The 16,362-nt window shown below is 74.3% G+C and carries 16 protein-coding genes; 11 read left to right on the forward strand and 5 right to left on the reverse strand.

Translation table 11 applies throughout. From position 1 onward, the window contains the following. Position 1 precedes the first annotated feature (1 nt). Genes uraD (ACU436_RS12730) through pucL form a run of 4 tightly spaced genes read left to right on the forward strand, consistent with a single transcriptional unit; the run spans position 2 to position 3,540 of the window. Positions 2-1,900 carry a 2-oxo-4-hydroxy-4-carboxy-5-ureidoimidazoline decarboxylase gene (uraD, locus tag ACU436_RS12730; protein ID WP_459024802.1) on the forward strand — a complete coding sequence of 633 codons (1,899 nt, stop codon included), beginning with the start codon at positions 2-4 and terminating at the stop codon, positions 1,898-1,900. After that, a complete protein-coding gene (uraD, locus tag ACU436_RS12735) occupies positions 1,897-2,379 on the forward strand; it encodes a 2-oxo-4-hydroxy-4-carboxy-5-ureidoimidazoline decarboxylase (RefSeq protein WP_459024804.1) in 483 nt (160 codons plus the stop codon). Before uraD (ACU436_RS12730) ends, uraD (ACU436_RS12735) begins: the two co-directional genes overlap by 4 nt. Continuing rightward, positions 2,376-2,693, forward strand: coding sequence for a hydroxyisourate hydrolase (uraH, locus tag ACU436_RS12740; protein ID WP_459024805.1), 318 nt, complete (start codon positions 2,376-2,378; stop codon positions 2,691-2,693). Before uraD (ACU436_RS12735) ends, uraH begins: the two co-directional genes overlap by 4 nt. A gap of 1 nt (position 2,694) precedes the next feature. Continuing rightward, positions 2,695-3,540, forward strand: coding sequence for a factor-independent urate hydroxylase (pucL, locus tag ACU436_RS12745; protein WP_459024807.1), 846 nt, complete (start codon positions 2,695-2,697; stop codon positions 3,538-3,540). Positions 3,541-3,860: 320 nt separating this feature from the next. Here the strand turns inward: pucL and ACU436_RS12750 are convergent, their stop codons facing one another. From ACU436_RS12750 to ACU436_RS12770, 5 genes are all read right to left on the reverse strand, one after another. Further along, positions 3,861-4,373 (reverse strand): GNAT family N-acetyltransferase, encoded by a 513-nt coding sequence (locus ACU436_RS12750; protein WP_459024809.1) that lies wholly within the window; start codon positions 4,371-4,373, stop codon positions 3,861-3,863. Then, positions 4,370-5,158: an alpha/beta fold hydrolase gene (locus ACU436_RS12755; protein WP_459024811.1), complete on the reverse strand. Its 789-nt coding sequence runs from the start codon at positions 5,156-5,158 to the stop codon at positions 4,370-4,372. The genes ACU436_RS12750 and ACU436_RS12755 overlap by 4 nt, the downstream gene beginning before the upstream one ends. Positions 5,159-5,261: 103 nt before the next feature. Beyond that, positions 5,262-5,843 carry a TetR/AcrR family transcriptional regulator gene (locus tag ACU436_RS12760; RefSeq protein ID WP_459024813.1) on the reverse strand — a complete coding sequence of 194 codons (582 nt, stop codon included), beginning with the start codon at positions 5,841-5,843 and terminating at the stop codon, positions 5,262-5,264. A 53-nt stretch (positions 5,844-5,896) separates the two neighbouring features. Further along, entirely contained in the window at positions 5,897-6,778 is an 882-nt protein-coding gene (locus tag ACU436_RS12765; protein ID WP_459024815.1) for a DUF4394 domain-containing protein, read from the reverse strand. A 306-nt stretch (positions 6,779-7,084) separates the two neighbouring features. Next, positions 7,085-8,626, reverse strand: coding sequence for a PucR family transcriptional regulator (locus ACU436_RS12770; RefSeq protein WP_459024816.1), 1,542 nt, complete (start codon positions 8,624-8,626; stop codon positions 7,085-7,087). A gap of 94 nt (positions 8,627-8,720) precedes the next feature. Between ACU436_RS12770 and ACU436_RS12775 the strand changes: the two genes are divergently transcribed. From ACU436_RS12775 to alc, 7 genes are read left to right on the forward strand one after another with little or no spacing between them, the layout of a single operon-like run. Beyond that, positions 8,721-9,593, forward strand: coding sequence for an FAD binding domain-containing protein (locus tag ACU436_RS12775; protein ID WP_459024817.1), 873 nt, complete (start codon positions 8,721-8,723; stop codon positions 9,591-9,593). Between the two features lie 2 nt (positions 9,594-9,595). Further along, entirely contained in the window at positions 9,596-10,060 is a 465-nt protein-coding gene (locus tag ACU436_RS12780) for a (2Fe-2S)-binding protein (protein WP_459024819.1), read from the forward strand. Then, positions 10,057-11,397 (forward strand): 8-oxoguanine deaminase, encoded by a 1,341-nt coding sequence (locus ACU436_RS12785; protein ID WP_459024821.1) that lies wholly within the window; start codon positions 10,057-10,059, stop codon positions 11,395-11,397. Before ACU436_RS12780 ends, ACU436_RS12785 begins: the two co-directional genes overlap by 4 nt. Next, complete coding sequence (pucD, locus tag ACU436_RS12790; RefSeq protein ID WP_459024823.1) at positions 11,394-13,667, forward strand: xanthine dehydrogenase subunit D; 2,274 nt, start codon at positions 11,394-11,396, stop codon at positions 13,665-13,667. The genes ACU436_RS12785 and pucD overlap by 4 nt, the downstream gene beginning before the upstream one ends. Before the next feature lie 6 nt (positions 13,668-13,673). Continuing rightward, on the forward strand, positions 13,674-14,051 hold the full coding sequence (locus ACU436_RS12795) for an allophanate hydrolase-related protein (protein ID WP_459024825.1): 378 nt from the start codon (positions 13,674-13,676) through the stop codon (positions 14,049-14,051). After that, positions 14,048-15,352, forward strand: coding sequence for an allantoinase AllB (gene allB / locus ACU436_RS12800; protein WP_459024827.1), 1,305 nt, complete (start codon positions 14,048-14,050; stop codon positions 15,350-15,352). The genes ACU436_RS12795 and allB overlap by 4 nt, the downstream gene beginning before the upstream one ends. After that, on the forward strand, positions 15,352-16,353 hold the full coding sequence (gene alc, locus ACU436_RS12805) for an allantoicase (protein WP_459024829.1): 1,002 nt from the start codon (positions 15,352-15,354) through the stop codon (positions 16,351-16,353). Before allB ends, alc begins: the two co-directional genes overlap by 1 nt. Positions 16,354-16,362: the final 9 nt, after the last annotated feature.

A 16,362-nucleotide genomic window follows, 5' to 3' on the forward strand; every position in this document is an offset into this window, starting at 1 on the left:
CATGCCGCGACGTCCCCACCCCGTCGACGAGGTCCTGCCCGCCGGCAAGCTCGCCGTGTACGGGTTCCAGCACGTGCTCGCGTTCTACGCGGGCGCGGTGATCGTCCCGATCCTCCTGGCGGGCGCGATCGGCCTGTCCGAGCGCGAGCTCATCCACCTGATCAACGCCGACCTGTTCACCTGCGGGATCGCCTCGATCATCCAGGCCGCCGGGTTCTGGAAGATCGGCGTGCGCCTCCCGCTGCTGCAGGGCGTCACGTTCACGGCGGTGTCACCCATGATCGCCATCGGGTTGGCGGCCGGCGGCGGCACCGAGGGCCTGCTCGTGATCTACGGCGCCGTGATCGTGGCGGGGCTCGCCACGTTCCTGATCGCGCCGTTCTTCGGTCGCCTGATCCGGTTCTTCCCGCCGGTCGTCACCGGTTCGGTCATCCTGATCATCGGTCTGGCGCTGCTGCCGGTCGCCGGTCTGGACGCCGTCGGCGGCGGGTCCGCCCCGCAGCCGGACAACCCCCGCTACCTCGCCTACGCGCTCGGGACGCTCGCCGTGATCGTGGCGATCCAGCGCTTCTTCCGCGGGTTCCTGGCCACGGTCGCCGTGCTGATCGGGCTGGTGCTCGGGACGCTCGTCGCATGGCTGCTGGGCGACGCGCACTTCGGCTCCGTCGGCGAGTCGGCCTGGGTCGGGGTGACCACGCCCTTCTACTTCGGGTGGCCGCAGTTCAGCTTCGCCGCGATCGTGTCGATGATCGTGGTCATGCTCATCACCGCGGTGGAGACCACCGGGGACGTGTTCGCCACCGGCGAGATCGTCGACAAGCGGGTCGGGCGCGAGGACATCGCCCGCGCGCTGCGCGCCGACGGCCTCGCCACGACGATCGGTGGCGTCCTCAACTCGTTCCCGTACACCTGTTTCGCCGAGAACGTCGGCCTCGTCCGGCTCACCCAGATCAAGAGCCGCTGGGTGGTGGTCGCCGCCGGCGGCTTCATGATCGTGCTCGGGCTGCTGCCGAAGGCCGGTGCGGTCGTCGCCGCCATCCCGCACCCCGTGCTGGGCGGCGCGGCGCTGGCCATGTTCGCGGCGGTGGCCGTGGTCGGCATCCAGACGCTCGCCCGCGTCGACTTCCACGACCACCGCAATGTCGTGATCGTCGGTACGAGCGTCGGGCTCGCCATGTTCGTCACGGCCCAGCCGGACGTGGCGACCGCGGTGCCCGGCTGGGCGCAGGTCGTGTTCGGCTCCGGCATCACGCTCGGCAGCATCACCGCGATCGTGCTCAACATCGTGTTCCACCACATCGGGCGCGGCCGCGGGCCGGCCGTCGCCGGCGCGCCGGGGGCGGGCTCGGTGCGGCTCGAGCAGGTCAACCGGATGAGCCGCGACGAGTTCGTCGAGACCTTCGGGCGGCTCTTCCAGGGCAGCCCGGACATCGTGGGCCGCGCCTACGACCGGCGCCCGTTCGCCGACACCGGGAACCTGCGCGCCGCGTTCCAGGAGGCCCTGTTCTCCGCGCCGCCGGAGGAGCAGCGCGCGCTCATGGCCGCCTACCCGGACCTCGGAGCCGACCGCGTCGCCGACGGCGAGGAGGGCGAGGACTCCGAGCGCGACCAGGCGAGTGCGGGCCTGACGAGGCTCGCCGACGAGGACCACGCCGAGCTCGCGGAGCTGACCGCGGCGTACCGGGAGCGGTTCGGGTTCCCGCTGATCGTCTGCGTGCGCGACTCGGGGTCGCGGGAACGCGTGCTCACCGAGGGGCAGCAGCGGCTGGCGAACTCGGCGGCCCAGGAGCACGCCGCGGCGCTGATCGAGATCGCGAAGGTGGCCAACAACCGCTTCGCCGACCTCGTCGCGGACGCCAACCCCATCGCCACCGCGCGCACGAGGGCGTTCGGCCGGTGAAGATCGACGAGTGGAACGCCCTCGCCGCCGCCGACGCCGAGGGGGAGCTGCGCCGGGTGTGCGCGGTGCCCCGGTGGGCGCGGGAGGTGGCGGCGAGCCGCCCGCACCCCGACGTGGCCTCGCTGCAGGCCACCGCCGAGGTGGCGCTCACCGACGCCGACCTGGACGAGGCGATGGCCGGCCATCCCCGGATCGGGGACCGTACCGCGGCCGGCGCGTCGCGGCGCGAGCAGAGCGGCGTGGCCGGCGCGGATGCCGAGGTACTGGCGGCGCTCGACGCCGGCAACCGCGCCTACGAGGAACGCTTCGGGCACGTCTACCTGGTGTGCGCCACGGGTCGGAGCGCGCACGAGCTGCTCGAGATCCTGCGTGCCCGGCTGGGCAACGCCCCGGCCACCGAGCGGGCCGTCGCGCTGGCCGAGCTGGCGGCGATCAACCGGCTGCGCCTCGCGCGCCTCGTCGAGGAGGACGGCGCATGACCCTCTCCACGCACGTCCTCGACGCGTCCCGGGGTACGCCGGCCGCCGGGGTCGCCGTGCGGCTCACGACCAGGGACGGGCGGGAGCTCGCCGCCACCGTCACCGACGCCGACGGGCGGGCCCGCGATCTCGGGGCGCTCGCCGCAGGCGACTACCGGTTGACGTTCGCCACGGGGGAGTACTTCGCCGCCACCGGGCAGCAGGGCTTCTACCCCGAGGTGGTCGTCACCTTCACCGTCACCGACCCCGGACAGCACCACCACGTGCCGCTGCTGCTGTCCCCCTACGCCTACTCGACCTACCGCGGGAGCTGACATGCCGATCGTCCTGGGGGCGAACCAGTACGGGAAGGCGGAGAACCGCCTCGTCCGGATCTACCGGGAGACCGCCCGGCACGAGATCCGCGACGTCACCGTGTCCACGGCGCTGCGCGGCGACTTCGCCGACGCGCACCTGCACGGCGACCAGGCCAAGGTGCTGCCCACCGACACGCAGAAGAACACCGCCTACGCGTTCGCGAAGCAGCACGGGCTGCGCGCGGTCGAGGAGTACGCGCTCACGCTCGCCCGGCACTTCGTCGACGACGTCGAGCCGGTGCGCGCGGCGCGGATCTCCGTCGACGAACACGCGTGGGAGCGGGTTCCGGTGGGCGGGCAGGGGCACGACCACACGTGGGTGCGCCGCGGCCCCGAGGTGCGCACGACCGTCGTCGACGTCTCCGCCGAGGGCACCGAGATCGTCTCGGGCCTGCGCGACCTGGTGCTGCTGAAGTCCACCGGATCGGAGTTCCACGGCTTCCTCGCGGACGGCTACACCACGCTGCCCGAGACCGACGACCGGATCATGTCGACGGCGCTCGTGGCGCAGTGGCGCCACTCGGTGCTCGACGCCGACTGGGACAAGACCTGGGCCGACGTCCGGCGCATCATGCTGGAGCAGTTCGCCACCGTGCACTCGCTCGCGCTGCAGCAGACGCTCTGGGAGATGGGCCGCGCCGTGCTCGAGGCGCACCCGCAGATCGCCGAGATCAACCTGCAGGCGCCCAACAAGCACCACTTCACCGTGGACCTGTCGCCGTTCGGGCTGGAGAACCCGAACGAGGTCTTCTACGCCGCCGACCGGCCGTACGGGCTGATCGAGGCGACCGTGACCCGCTCCTGACCCACCCGGCGGGAAACACCGCAGCGGGGGGTCACGTGGTCGGCACGATCGACCACCGTCCGGTGATCGATCCGAGGTCCCCGCGAGCGCCGTCGGGAAGGCGCCCACGGTGATCTCGCAATGATCAACGGCGCGTGATCCATCCGAGAGGTGCCGAACTGCCCTTCCGGGGGCCCTGAGCTCCGCTTCGCAACGATCAACTGTCTGCAAGCCGGACCCAACAACCACTGCTAACGGCGCCCTCGCACGCTAGGTGCGATCGAACGCGCCGTTCGCTCCACCGGCGCCCGGCGAGCCGGTGAAGGTTCGTGGACATCCCACTAACGCACCAGGTCGGCCAGCAGGTCCTCGTGCGTCACGGTCCAGGCGGCCGGGCCGATCGGGGCGACGAACTGCACGGTCTCGCCGTCGAACCACGGCCGGGCCCAGGGCAGCACGCTGCGGGCGAGCCCCTGCATCGCCACGTTCTCCGGCAGGACCGAGCCCCGCAGTTCGGTGTACCCGATCTCCTCGGCGAGGGCGGCGACGGCCGTGAGCAGCCGCCTGCCGATCCCGCGCCGCTGCCAGGCGTCCACCACCGCGACGGCGACGTCGGCCGTGCCGTTGCCGTCGCCGAAGATCTGGGCGAGCCCGATCGGCCCGAGGTCGCGGTCCTCGGCGACGACGGCGGCGTGCCGGCGCCCGTCGACGTCCACGAGCCGGGCCCGCACGGACGCCGGCAGCCGCGGCACGGGGGAGTGGAAGCGCAGGTAGCGGCTGCGCGGGGACAGGCCGGCGAAGACCGCGTCGACGGCGACGTCCGCGCAGGCGCGGTCCAGCGGGCGGACGATCATGCCGGCCGCCGCGCGGCGCGGGCGGTGGCGACGAACCGGACGGCCTCGTCGATCACCGCCGGGTCGCGCAACAGCCTGCGGTGGCCGAGGCCCTCGGTCTCCCGCAGCCGCGCGCCGGGCCAGGCGTCGGCGATGGCGCGGCCGTGTTCCGCGCCGAGCTCCCGGTCGGCCGCGTCGTGCACCACGAGCGTGGGCGGCACGGGCGTCGAACGGTGCAGCGACGGGACGTCGAACGTCTCCCACGGCAGCCCGACCCGCCGCACGACCGCGCGCTCCAGGCCGGCCCGCACCCGCGGCCCGGCGCCGAGCCGGTGCACGAACCGGTCGAGCACCCAGCGCGGGTCCGCCGCGGGTGCGAGGAGGACGAGCGCGGCCGGCCGCAGCCCGGTGCGGACGGCGTGGGCGACGGCGGCGGCGCCCATGGAGTGGGCGATCACCGCGTGCGGCGTGCCGTGCTCGGCGACGGCGGCGTGCAGCGCGTCGGCGAGCTCGGGGATCGTGGTCGAGCGCGGGCCGTGGGCCCCGGCGGGGGACGCCCCGTGGCTCGGCCCGTCGAAGGCGATCACCCGGTGCCCGGCGGCCACCAGCGGTGCGACGAAGCCGCCGAGCTGCTCGGACCGCCCGCCCCACCCGTGCAGGAGGTAGACCGGCTCGCCCGCGCCCCACGCCACCGCGTGCAACGGTCGCCCGTGCAGCTGCACCCGCGCGGCCTCGCCCGGTGGCAACCCGGGGAGGCGGTCCCGCGCGATCGCGGGCGGGAGGGTGAACCACAGCCGGGCCGCCACGCGGGCGGCGATCGGCGGTGCGAACCGCTCACCCCAGTCAAAGGCACGAACGATCGTGCTATTTGTCGGCGACGCGGGCATGGGCCCCTCCAGGGCATGACGGTCAGGCGGCGGCGGTGGCGAGGAGCGCGTCGAGGGCGCGGTGGGCGCGGTCGGCCGCGTCCGGGTCGGAGAGCAGGCGGCTCGACATGTGGAAGGAGAGCATCACGCCCTGGGCGTCCTGGGCGAACTGGCGGGGGTCGGCGTCGGGCCGGAAGTGGCCCTCGCCGATGCCGGTGGTGAACACCGTGGCGAGGGTGTCGGCCCAGTCGCGCTGCACGCGGACGAGACTCTCCCGCACCGGTCCGGGCTGGTCGTCGAGCTCGAAGGAGGCGGCGACGAGCGGGCAGCCGCCTTCGACCGAGTCCCACGCGAGCCAGCGCCCGAAGAGGTCCCGCACCCGGGTCACGCCCCGCGGCGCCTTGAGCGCGGGGCGGATGACCTCGTCGACGAACCGGTCCCTGCTGTGCTCGAGCACCTGCAGCTGCAGCGACTCCTTGGAGCCGAAGTGGGCGAAGAGGCCGCTCTTGCTCATGTCGGTCTGGGTGGCGAGCGAGCCGATCGTGAGGCCGCCGAGGCCGACGCGGCGCGCCAGCCGGCCCGCCTCGTCGAGAATGACCCCGCGGGTCGCCTCGCCCTTGCTCATGCCGCCATTTCTAGCACGACCGTTCGTACTGGTCCAGGAACGGTCGGCGGATCTCACCGGATGTCGACGGCGATGTCGCTGACCGTGCCGTCGAGGGCGCCGATCCGGGTCGCCGCGCCGCTGAGCAGGTCGATCGAGTACAGCTCGTACCCGCTGCCGCCCCGCATCGTGGCGTAGCCGGTGTTGACGCCGTCCTCATCGGTGTGGATGTCGAACCCCCACCCGGCCTCGGCCTCGACGCCGAGGCTGCCCGCCGGTGCCAGCGTGCCGGCGTTGGCCGGCGACTGCAGCGAGATGCGGCCCGCGCCGGCGTCGAGCACGAACAGTGACGTCGCGGTCGTGTCCTGGGTGTCGTTGTTGGTGTAGGCCGCGGAGACCACACCGGTGGCCGGCACCGTGCCGGTGGCGGGGGCCCGGGCGGGGTTGGTCAGGGCGGTGTCGGCGACCGACTCCGTCAGCGGCGTCGCAGCGAACGGCTGGCGCAGGTTCTGCCCGGTGTCGCTGATGATCCGGAGCGCGTCCGCGGCGGGGTTGAAGTCCACGCCGAACACCTCGCCGTCCAACTGTTGGGCCAGCCGGCCGACCTCGGTGGCGGTGCCGCCGTCGGTGAGCGAGTACAGCCCGCCCGCCTCGCCGACGCCGTAGAGAGTCCGGTCCCGGACCCGGAAGTCGATGCCCACGAGGCGGGTGTCCCCGTCGAGGCCGGACACCGGGACGGCTGGGGCGAGCGCGGTGTCGGCGGTGCTGAAGCGCACCAGCGAGGTCCCACCGACCAGGCCGACGACGTCGACGGGTTCGGGTCCGGCGGCCGGCGCTGCGGCGGGCCCGCCGACGGGCTGGCTGAGCGCGGGGGGCACCTGGTCGGCGATGGCGCAGGAGGCGATCGAGACCAGGGCGGCTCCGGCGATCAGGGCCGCCTTCCACGATGTGTGCACGGAGATCTCCAGGTGTCGGGAAGTGGATCTCTCCGGTGGGTACGGGCGCGAGCCGTGCCGCGTTCACGCGGTCGGCGGAGCGTGCCGGCCAAGGGACCTTCCCGCGCGCCCAGCGGGCGTGGGGTGCGGGCGGACATGATCACGGCATCGGTGCGGGGGCGGCCCCCACATACGGCCGTCGGTGCACCGATCCGCTGATCAAGCCGCTCCCGGTGGCCAGAGCGACCGGGGTATCGGTCCGAGCTCTCCGACCGCGAGGACACCACCCGGACGCCGCTCGCTACGGCCGGAGTTGTTCGGGACCTCCTACAGCGAGCGGAGCGCCAGGTACACGTCCACGCGGTCGGAGAGCTCGGCCAGGTTGCGGCCGGTGAGCTCCTCGACCCGCCCGATCCGGTACCGGACGGTGTTGACGTGCAGGTGCAGCCGCTGCGCGGCGCGGCTCCACGACCCCGAGCACTCGAGGAACGCCTCGAGGGTCTCGCGCAGGCCGGCGCCGGTGCGGGCGTCGTAGTCCAGCACCGGCTCCAGCACGCGCATCGCGAACGCGAGGCGCACCTCGTCGGGCACGGCGGCGAGCAGCCCGACGTGCGAGGTGACCTCGGCGCCGGTGACGACGTGCACCGGGCCGGGCCGGCGGGCGGCCAGCTCGCGGGCGTGCCGGGCCTCCTGGAGCGCGCCGGAGAGCGCCTCGATCGGCGCGGGCCGGCTCACGCCCACCGTGAGCCGGTCCGAGCCCAGCCCGGGGACGAGCCGGCGCAGCGCCGTGCCGAGCACGGCGTCCGACGGTGCGTCCGGCGGGCCCGCGGGCAGCAGCGCCACCGCCAGCCCGTCGTGGACGCCGACCACCGGCGGCCCGACGTGCGTCACGGCGTCGACGAGCACGGAACGGGCGGTCTGCACGCGGTCGGGCGTCCCGAACCCGGCCACGGCGACCACCATCGGCGTGTCCGGGTCGAGGCCCGCCTGCCGCAGCCGCACGGTGACCTCGGGCCGGTGCACCGACCCCGCCGCCACGAGCCCGATCGCGTCCTCGGCGATCTCGCGGGCGAGCCGCAGGCCCTCCCCGCGACGGGCCCGGTCGAGCGCGGTGATCGCGACCAGCTCGCCGACGGTGTCGCCGATCTCGTTCTCCCAGCGCGTGCAGTCGCCGTCGGCGACCACGAACCATGAGGTCACCCGTTCCTCGGAGGCGGGGCCCACCGGGAACACGGATCGCCCGGTGCCGGGCACGACCGCCGGCAGCCGGTTCGCGGTGAGGAACGTGGTGACGGCGGCGTCCAGCTCGTCGCCCGCGAGTGCGATCGGGCCCGCCACGACGGCGCGGCCGGTGGCGGAGAGGACCCGGATCACGACGCCGGTGGTCATCGAGACCTCGGCGGCGAGCTCGTCGAGCCCGAGCCCACCCGCGACGGCCGAGAGCAGCCTGCGCTGCCGGCCGAGGGTGTGCGCGAGCCGGTCGCCGCGTGCGGCCGTGAGCGCGCCGACCACCAGCTCGGTGACCGCCGCGAACGACACCTCCTCGGGTACGGCGAGCAGTGCGAGGTCGTGGCGGCGACAGGCGTCGACCAGGTCGTCCGGGATGCCGTGGAACACCGCCTCGCCCGCGGCGAGCGCCACCGCGCCGGCGCCGGCGACGGCGGCGACGAACCGCTCGCTGTCGGCCGGCTCGTGGTGCCAGACCAGCCCGCTGATCACCAGCTCGCCGCCCGACAGGTAGCGGCCCGGGTCGATCAGATCGGTGGTGTAGACCCAGCGGACCGGCCGATCGAGGGCGTCCGGCGCGCTGCCGGCGTGCAGCAGCCGCAACCGCAGGGCGGGGTTCGCGAGCAGGTCGCGCAGCTGCATTGGAGGAACCTACAACCCATTCGGGGTCCCGGGTCGGGCGATTCGTCACGACGGCGACTTCTGCGTGTCGCCCGACAGCGCTCTACTTTCTGGCATGGACTTCCTCGCCCCGACGACGTGGGCCGACGCGCTCGCGGCGAAGGCCGAGCAGCCGGACGCCGTGCCGGTGGCCGGCGGCACCGACGTGATGGTCGAGATCAACTTCGACCACCGGCGCCCGCCCGCGCTGCTCGACCTCACCCGCGTCCCCGAGCTGCGGGAGTGGGGCGCCGACCCCGACGGCCGGATCCGGCTGGGCTCGGGCGTCACCTACACCCGGATCATCGACGAGCTGGGCGACCGGTTGCCGGGCCTCGCGATGGCCGCGCGAACGGTGGGGTCACCGCAGATCCGCAACCGCGGCACGGTGGGCGGCAACCTCGGTGCGGCCTCGCCGGCCGGGGACAGCCACCCGCCGCTGCTCGCGGCCGACGCGGAGGTCGAGCTCGCGTCGGTGCGCGGAGTCCGGCGCGTCCCCGCCGCGGAGTTCTACACGGGCGTGAAGCGCAACGTGCTCGCACCCGACGAGCTGATCGCGGCGATCCTGATCGCGCCGGCGAGCGGGCCCCAGCAGTTCTGCAAGATCGGCACCCGCAACGCCATGGTGATCGCCGTGTCGGCGTTCGGGCTGGCCCTGCACCCGGGCCGGCAGGCCGTCGGCACCGGCATCGGCTCGGCCGCACCCACCCCGCGCCGAGCCCTCGCCGCCGGGGACTTCCTGGCGGGCGAGCTGGCGGCGGCCGGGCTGTGGGAGTCCCGGGGCGCGCTGCCCGAGGGGCTCGCCGTGGAGTTCGGGCGGAAGGTCCGCGACGCCGCCGCCCCCATCGACGACGTGCGCGGCAGCGCCGCGTACCGGCTGCATTCCCTGTCGGTGATGGCGCGGCGCGCCGCCACCTGGGCGTGGGACGACTACCGGAGGGCCGCGTAGAGATGCGCATTCAACTGACGATCAACGGCGAGCGGCGGGAAGCCGACGACGTGTGGGAGGGCGAGAGCCTGCTCTACGCCCTGCGCGAGCGGCTCGGCCTGCCCGGGTCGAAGAACGCCTGCGAGCAGGGCGAGTGCGGCTCCTGCACGGTCTACCTGGACGGCACCCCGGTGTGCTCGTGCCTGGTGGCGGCGGGGCAGGCGAGCGGGCGCGAGGTCACCACCGTGGAGGGGCTCGGGTCCGGCGAGGAGCTGCACCCGGTGCAGCAGGCGTTCGTGGAGCGGGGCGCCGTGCAGTGCGGCTTCTGCACGCCGGGTCTGATCGTCTCCACCCACGACCTGCTGCAGCGCAACCCCCACCCGTCCGACCCGGAGATCCGGGAGGCCCTGGCCGGGAACCTGTGCCGGTGCACCGGCTACGAGAAGATCATGGATGCCGTGCGGACCGCCGCGGAGCGTGCCGAATGATCGTCATCGAAGGGGCGCACGTCATCACCGTCTCCGGGCAGGAGTACCCGGACGGGCACGTGGTCGTGGAGGGCAACCGGATCACCGCGGTCGGCTCGGGCCCCGCGCCGCGCGCCGAGGGGGCGCGCGTCGTGGACGGGCGGGGCTGCCTGCTCACACCGGGGTTCGTCAACACGCACAACCACCTCTACCAGTGGGTCACCCGCGGCCTCGCCGTCGACTCGACGCTCTTCGAGTGGCTCACCACGCTCTACCCGGTGTGGGCCGGGATCGACGAGCACGCGGTGCACGTCGGCGCGAGCGGGGCGCTCGCCCAGCTCGCCCGCACCGGCTGCACCACCAGCACCGACCACCACTACGTGTTCCCGCGGGAGGGCGGCGACCTGCTCGGCGCCGAGATCACCGCCGCCCGCGACGTGGGCCTGCGTTTCCACCCGACCCGCGGCTCGATGGACCTCGGGGAACGCGACGGCGGGCTCCCGCCCGACGACGTCGTGGAGGACCGCGACGCGATCCTCGTCGCGTCCGAGGAGGCGATCGACCGCTGGCACGACCCGGCGCCCGGTGCGATGCTGCGGATCGGGCTGGCGCCGTGCTCGCCGTTCTCCGTCACCGGCGACCTCATGCGCGAGACCGCCGGGCTCGCCCGCCGCCGCGGCGTGCGGCTGCACACCCACCTCGCCGAGACCCTCGACGAGGAGGAGTTCTGCCGCGAGCGGTTCGGCTGTTCCCCGTTGGAGTACGTCGAGAGCCTCGGCTGGATCGGCGAGGACGTCTGGTTCGCCCACGCGATCCACCTCGACGACGCCGCCGTGAAGCGGATCGGCGACACCGGCACCGGCGTGGCGCACTGCCCGTCCTCCAACGCCCGGCTCGGCGCGGGCATCGCCCGCACCCGCGACCTGCGCGACGCGGGCGCCCGGATCGGCCTCGGCGTGGACGGGGCGGCGAGCAACGAGGCCGGCAGCCTCCTGGAGGAGGTGCGCCACTCGGTGCTCTTCGCCCGCGCCGTCGGCGGTCCCACCGCGCTCTCCGTGCGCGACGGCCTGGAGCTCGCCACGCTCGGCGGCGCCACCGTGCTCGGGCGGGCCGACGAGCTCGGCTCCGTCGACGTCGGCAAGCTCGCCGACCTCGCGCTCTGGCGCATCGACGGCCCGGCCCACGCCGACGTCGCCGACCCCGTGGCCGCCCTCGTGCTGGGCGCCCCGCCACCCCTGGAACTGCTGCTCGTCGACGGTAGCCCGGTCGTCGAGCGCGACCGGGTGCTCACCGTCGACGCGGACGCGCTGGCCCGCGAGGCGCAGGCCGTCCACCGTCAACTGCTGGAGAAGTCATGACCAGTACCGAAACCCGCGCCACGGGCCGGATCGGCGACAGCCCGCTGCGCCCGGACGGAACGCTCAAGGTCACCGGCGAGTTCGCCTACGCCAGCGACCTGTGGCACGACCAGATGGCGTGGGGCGCCACCCTGCGCAGCCCGCACCCGCACGCCCGGATCGCGTCGATCGACATCACCGCGGCTCTCGCCGTGCCGGGCGTGTGGGCCGTGCTCACCGCGGCCGACGTCCCGGGCGAGAACTCGGTCGGCCTCGAGCACCAGGACACCCCGGTCCTGGCCGGCGAGATCGTCCGCTACCAGGGTGAGCCGGTGGCGCTCGTCGCCGCCGACCACCCCGAGACCGCCCGGCGGGCCGCCAAGAAGATCGTCGTGACGTACGAGGAGCTCCCCGCCGTCACCGACCCGCGCCGCGCACTGGACGCGGCCGCCCCGCCGGTGCAGCCCGGGGGCAACCTCGTGCGCCACCTGAAGCTCCACCGCGGCGAGCCGGACCCCACCGCACCCGTCGTCGTCGCGCTCGACTTCGAGGTCGGCATGCAGGACCAGGCCTTCCTCGGCCCCGAGTCCGGCCTCGCCGTGCCCGCCGAGGACGGCGGCGTCGACCTCTACGTCGCCACCCAGTGGCTGCACGTCGACCAGCGGCAGGTCTGCCGGGCACTCGGCATGGAGCCGGCGGAGGTGCGGCTGCACCTCGCCGGCGTCGGCGGGGCCTTCGGCGGGCGCGAGGACCTGTCCATGCACGTCCACGCCTGCCTGCTCGCCCTGCACACCGGCAAGCCGGTGAAGATGAGCTACTCGCGCGAGGAGTCGTTCTTCGGGCACGTGCACCGCCACCCCGCCTGGCTGCACTACGAGTTCGGCGCCGAGCGCGACGGCACCCTCGTCTACGCCAAGGCCGACATGCTCTTCGACGGCGGCGCCTACGCATCCTCCACGCCGGCGGTCGTCGGCAACGGCGGCACGTTGGGCCTGGGGCCGTACCGGATCCCGAGCGTGCGGGTCGACGCCCGCGGCGTGTACACGAACAACCCGCCGTGCGGCGCGATGCGCGGGTTCGGCTGCGTGCAGGCCGCGTTCGCACACGAGGCGCTGATGGACGAGCTCGCCGACACGATCGGCGTCGACCGGGTGGAGATCCGGGCCCGCAACGGCATGCGGGAGGGCGACGTCAACATCACCGGCCAGCTGATCGACTCCGCCGCCCCGGTGGCCGAGCTGATCCGCAAGGTCCGTGACCTGCCCCTGCCGCCCGAGCCCGGGACCGAACGCGACCTGCGGGACCTGCCCGGCGGGGTCTCCAACACCACCCACGGCGAAGGCGTGGTCCGCGGCATCGGCTACGCGGTGACCTACAAGAACGTGGGCTTCTCCGAGGGCTTCGACGACTACTCCACCGCCCGCGTGCGGCTGCAGATGATCGGCGGCGAGCCGGTGGCCACGGTGCAGACGGCCGCCGCCGAGGTCGGCCAGGGGCTGATCACCGTCGAGCAGCAGATCGTGCGCACCGAGCTGGGGGTCGACCGGGTCGTCGTCGCGCCCAAGGACACCACCGTCGGGTCCGGCGGATCCACCTCGGCGTCGCGCCAGACCTACGTCACCGGCGGCGCGGTGAAGGCCGCCTCCGAGGCGGTGCGCGCCTCGGTGCTGGGGCGGGCATCCACCGTGCTCGGGCGGTCCGGCCTGCGGCTGGACGGCGTCAAGATCGTCGACGCCGGCGGCGAGGTGCTCGCCGACCTCGCGGAGGTCCTCGGGGACGACGCCGTGGAGGAGACCGTCGAGTGGCGGCACCGCCCGACCCACCCGATCGACCCCGAGACCGGCCAGGGCGACGCCCACGTGCAGTACGCGTTCTCCGCCCACCGCGCGGTCGTGGACGTCGACGTGGAGCTCGGCCTCGTCAAGGTCGTCGCGCTGGACACCGCGCAGGACGTCGGCAGGGCGATCAACCCGGACGCGGTCGTCGGCCAGATCCAGGGCGGCAGCGCGCAGGGCATGGGCCTCGCCCTGATGGAGGAGGTGCTGGTGCGCGACGGCATCGTCCAGAACCCCTCGTTCACCGACTACCTGATCCCCACGATCCTCGACATGCCGCCGATGAAGATCGAGGTTCTCGAGTACGCCGACCCGCACGCCCCTTACGGTGTGCGGGGGGTCGGCGAACCGCCGACGATCTCCAGCGGCCCCGCCGTCGCGGCCGCGATCCGGGCGGCGACGGGGCGGGCCCTGCGCCGCGTCCCGATCCGTCCCGAACAGATCACGGGGGTCTGACCGCACATGCCACGGATGTTCCTGAACGGCACCGCCATGTCCGGCGGCGCCGACCACCACCTCGTGGGCGACGCCCCGCTGGTCGCGCGCACCACCACGGCGCCGCGCTACCGCTTCCACGCCGTCGGCGGCAGGTACCCGGCGCTCGAGGACGTCGGCGAGGGTGGCGCGGCCGTCGAGGGGGAGGTCTACGACCTGCCTTACGAGCAGCTGCGCGACGTGCTGCTGCCCGGCGAGCCCGACGGGCTGGAGCTGGGGGTCGTCGAGCTGGCCGACGGCACCGGGTCGCTCGCGATGGTCCTGCGCCGCGAGTACCCGCGGCTCCCGCCGTTGGAGGACATCTCCGAGCTCGCGAGGTGGCGTTCCTACCAGGAGAAACAGTGATCGTCATCCGGGCGCCGCGGGCCGTCCTCGGCGGTGCCGAGCGCCCGGCGGCCGTGCTGGTGTCGGGGGAGCGGGTCGAGGCGGTGCTGCCCTACGACATGCCCCTCGATGCCGAGGACGTGATCCTCGCCGACGACGAGGTCCTGCTGCCCGGGCTGGTCGACACGCACGTGCACGTCAACGAGCCCGGCCGCACCGAGTGGGAGGGCTTCGCCACGGCCACCCGCGCCGCGGCCGCCGGTGGCGTCACGACGATCGTGGACATGCCGCTCAACTCGCTGCCGCCCACCGTCGACGCGGCGGCGCTGCAGACCAAGCGCGCCGCCGCGGCCGGGCAGTGCGCGGTCGACGTCGGTTTCTGGGGCGGCGCCATCCCCGGCAACACCGGCGAGCTCGGGAAGCTGCACGCCGACGGCGTCTTCGGCGTGAAGTGCTTCCTGCTCGACAGCGGGGTGCCCGAGTTCCCGCCGCTGTCCGCCGACGGCCTGCGGGCCGCCCTCGAGGCGGTGGCCGAGTTCGACGGCCTGCTCATCGCGCACGCCGAGGACGGCCACGCGATCCGTCCCGCGTCCGGGCGGCGCTACGCCGACTTCGTGGCCTCCCGCCCGCCCGCCGCCGAGGACGGGGCGATCGCCACACTGCTGCGCCTCGCCCGCGAGACCGGGGCCCGCGTGCACGTCGTGCACCTGTCGGCGGCCTCGGCGCTGCCGCAGCTCGCCGCCGCCCGGGCCGACGGCGTGGCCGTGAGCGTCGAGACCTGCCCGCACTACCTCGCGCTCACCGCCGAGGAGGTGCCCGACGGCGACACGCGGTTCAAGTGCTGCCCGCCCGTGCGCGAGGCGGCCAACCGGGACGCGCTGTGGCGGGGCCTCGCCGACGGCGTGATCGACATGGTGGTGTCGGACCACTCGCCGTCGCCGCCCGCGCTGAAGCACCTGGAGACGGGGGACTTCGGCACCGCGTGGGGCGGGATCGCCTCCTTGCAGGTCGGGCTGCCCGTCGTGTGGACGGAGGCGCGCCGGCGCGGGCACGGGCTCGCCGACGTCGTCGAGTGGATGGCCCACGCGCCCGCCGCGCGCGTCGGGCTGGCCCGGAAGGGCCGCATCGCCGCCGGCGCCGACGCCGACCTCGTCGTCTTCGCGCCCGACGCGCCGTACACGGTGGGAGAGCTGCACCACCGCCACGCGGTCACCCCGTACACGGGTCGCGAGCTCACCGGTGAGGTGCGCCGGACCTGGCTGCGCGGCGCACCGGTCGACGACACGCCGCGCGGACGGCTGCTACGACGAGGGGAGGACTGATGACGGACTTCCGGGAGCTGCCCGATCTGGCGTCGCGTTCGATCGGCGGTGCCGTCGTGCACGCCAACGACGACGCGTTCGCCGCCAAGGAGAACCTGATCACACCGGGGCGGCCGGTGTTCGACCCGGCCGACTTCGGCTCGCAGGGCAAGGTCTACGACGGCTGGGAGACCCGCAGGCGGCGCGCACCCGGTCACGACGAAGCGATCCTGCGACTCGGGGCGTCCGGGGTGGTGCACGGCGTCGTGGTCGACACGGCCTGGTTCACCGGCAACTACCCGCCCGAGGTGGCGGTCGACGGCATCCGCGCCGACGCGGGCGTCGACGTGGCCGAGGTGGTGGACTGGGAGCCGCTCGTCGCGCGCAGCGCGGTGAAGGGCGACACCGAGAACGCCTTCGCCGTGGAGAGCCCGCGGCGGGTCACCCACGTCCGGCTCCGGATCTTCCCGGACGGCGGGGTGGCGCGACTGCGGGTGCACGGCGAGGCCCTGCCCAACCCGTCGCTCCTGGACGTGCTCGGCAACGCCGACCTCGCCGCGATCGAGAACGGCGGCCGGGTGGTGGCCTGCTCCAACGCGTTCTACGGCTCGCCGAACAACCTGCTGCTTCCCGGGCCCGCCCGCACCATGGGCGAGGGCTGGGAGAACGCCCGCCGCCGCGACGAGGGCAACGACTGGGTCGAGGTGGCGCTCGTCGCCGAGGCCGAACTGGTGCTGGCCGAGCTCGACACGAGCTGGTTCCTGCACAACGCCCCCGGCTGGGCGGCGCTCACCGGCCGCACCGCCGACGGCGCGCCCGTGGACCTGCTCCCGCGCACCGCGTTGCAGCCCGACACCCGCCACCGTTTCCGCGTGCCCACCACCCCGGTCACGCACGTCCGCATGGACGTGTTCCCCGACGGTGGCCTGGCCCGCCTGCGCCTGCATGGCGCGCTCACCCCGAGGGGCCGCGCCGATCTGGCGGCCCGTTGGTCTGGAAGTTCAGGAAAGCCACATTCCTGAACCTGGAGG

The organism is Pseudonocardia wallangbongensis, from assembly GCF_054486945.1.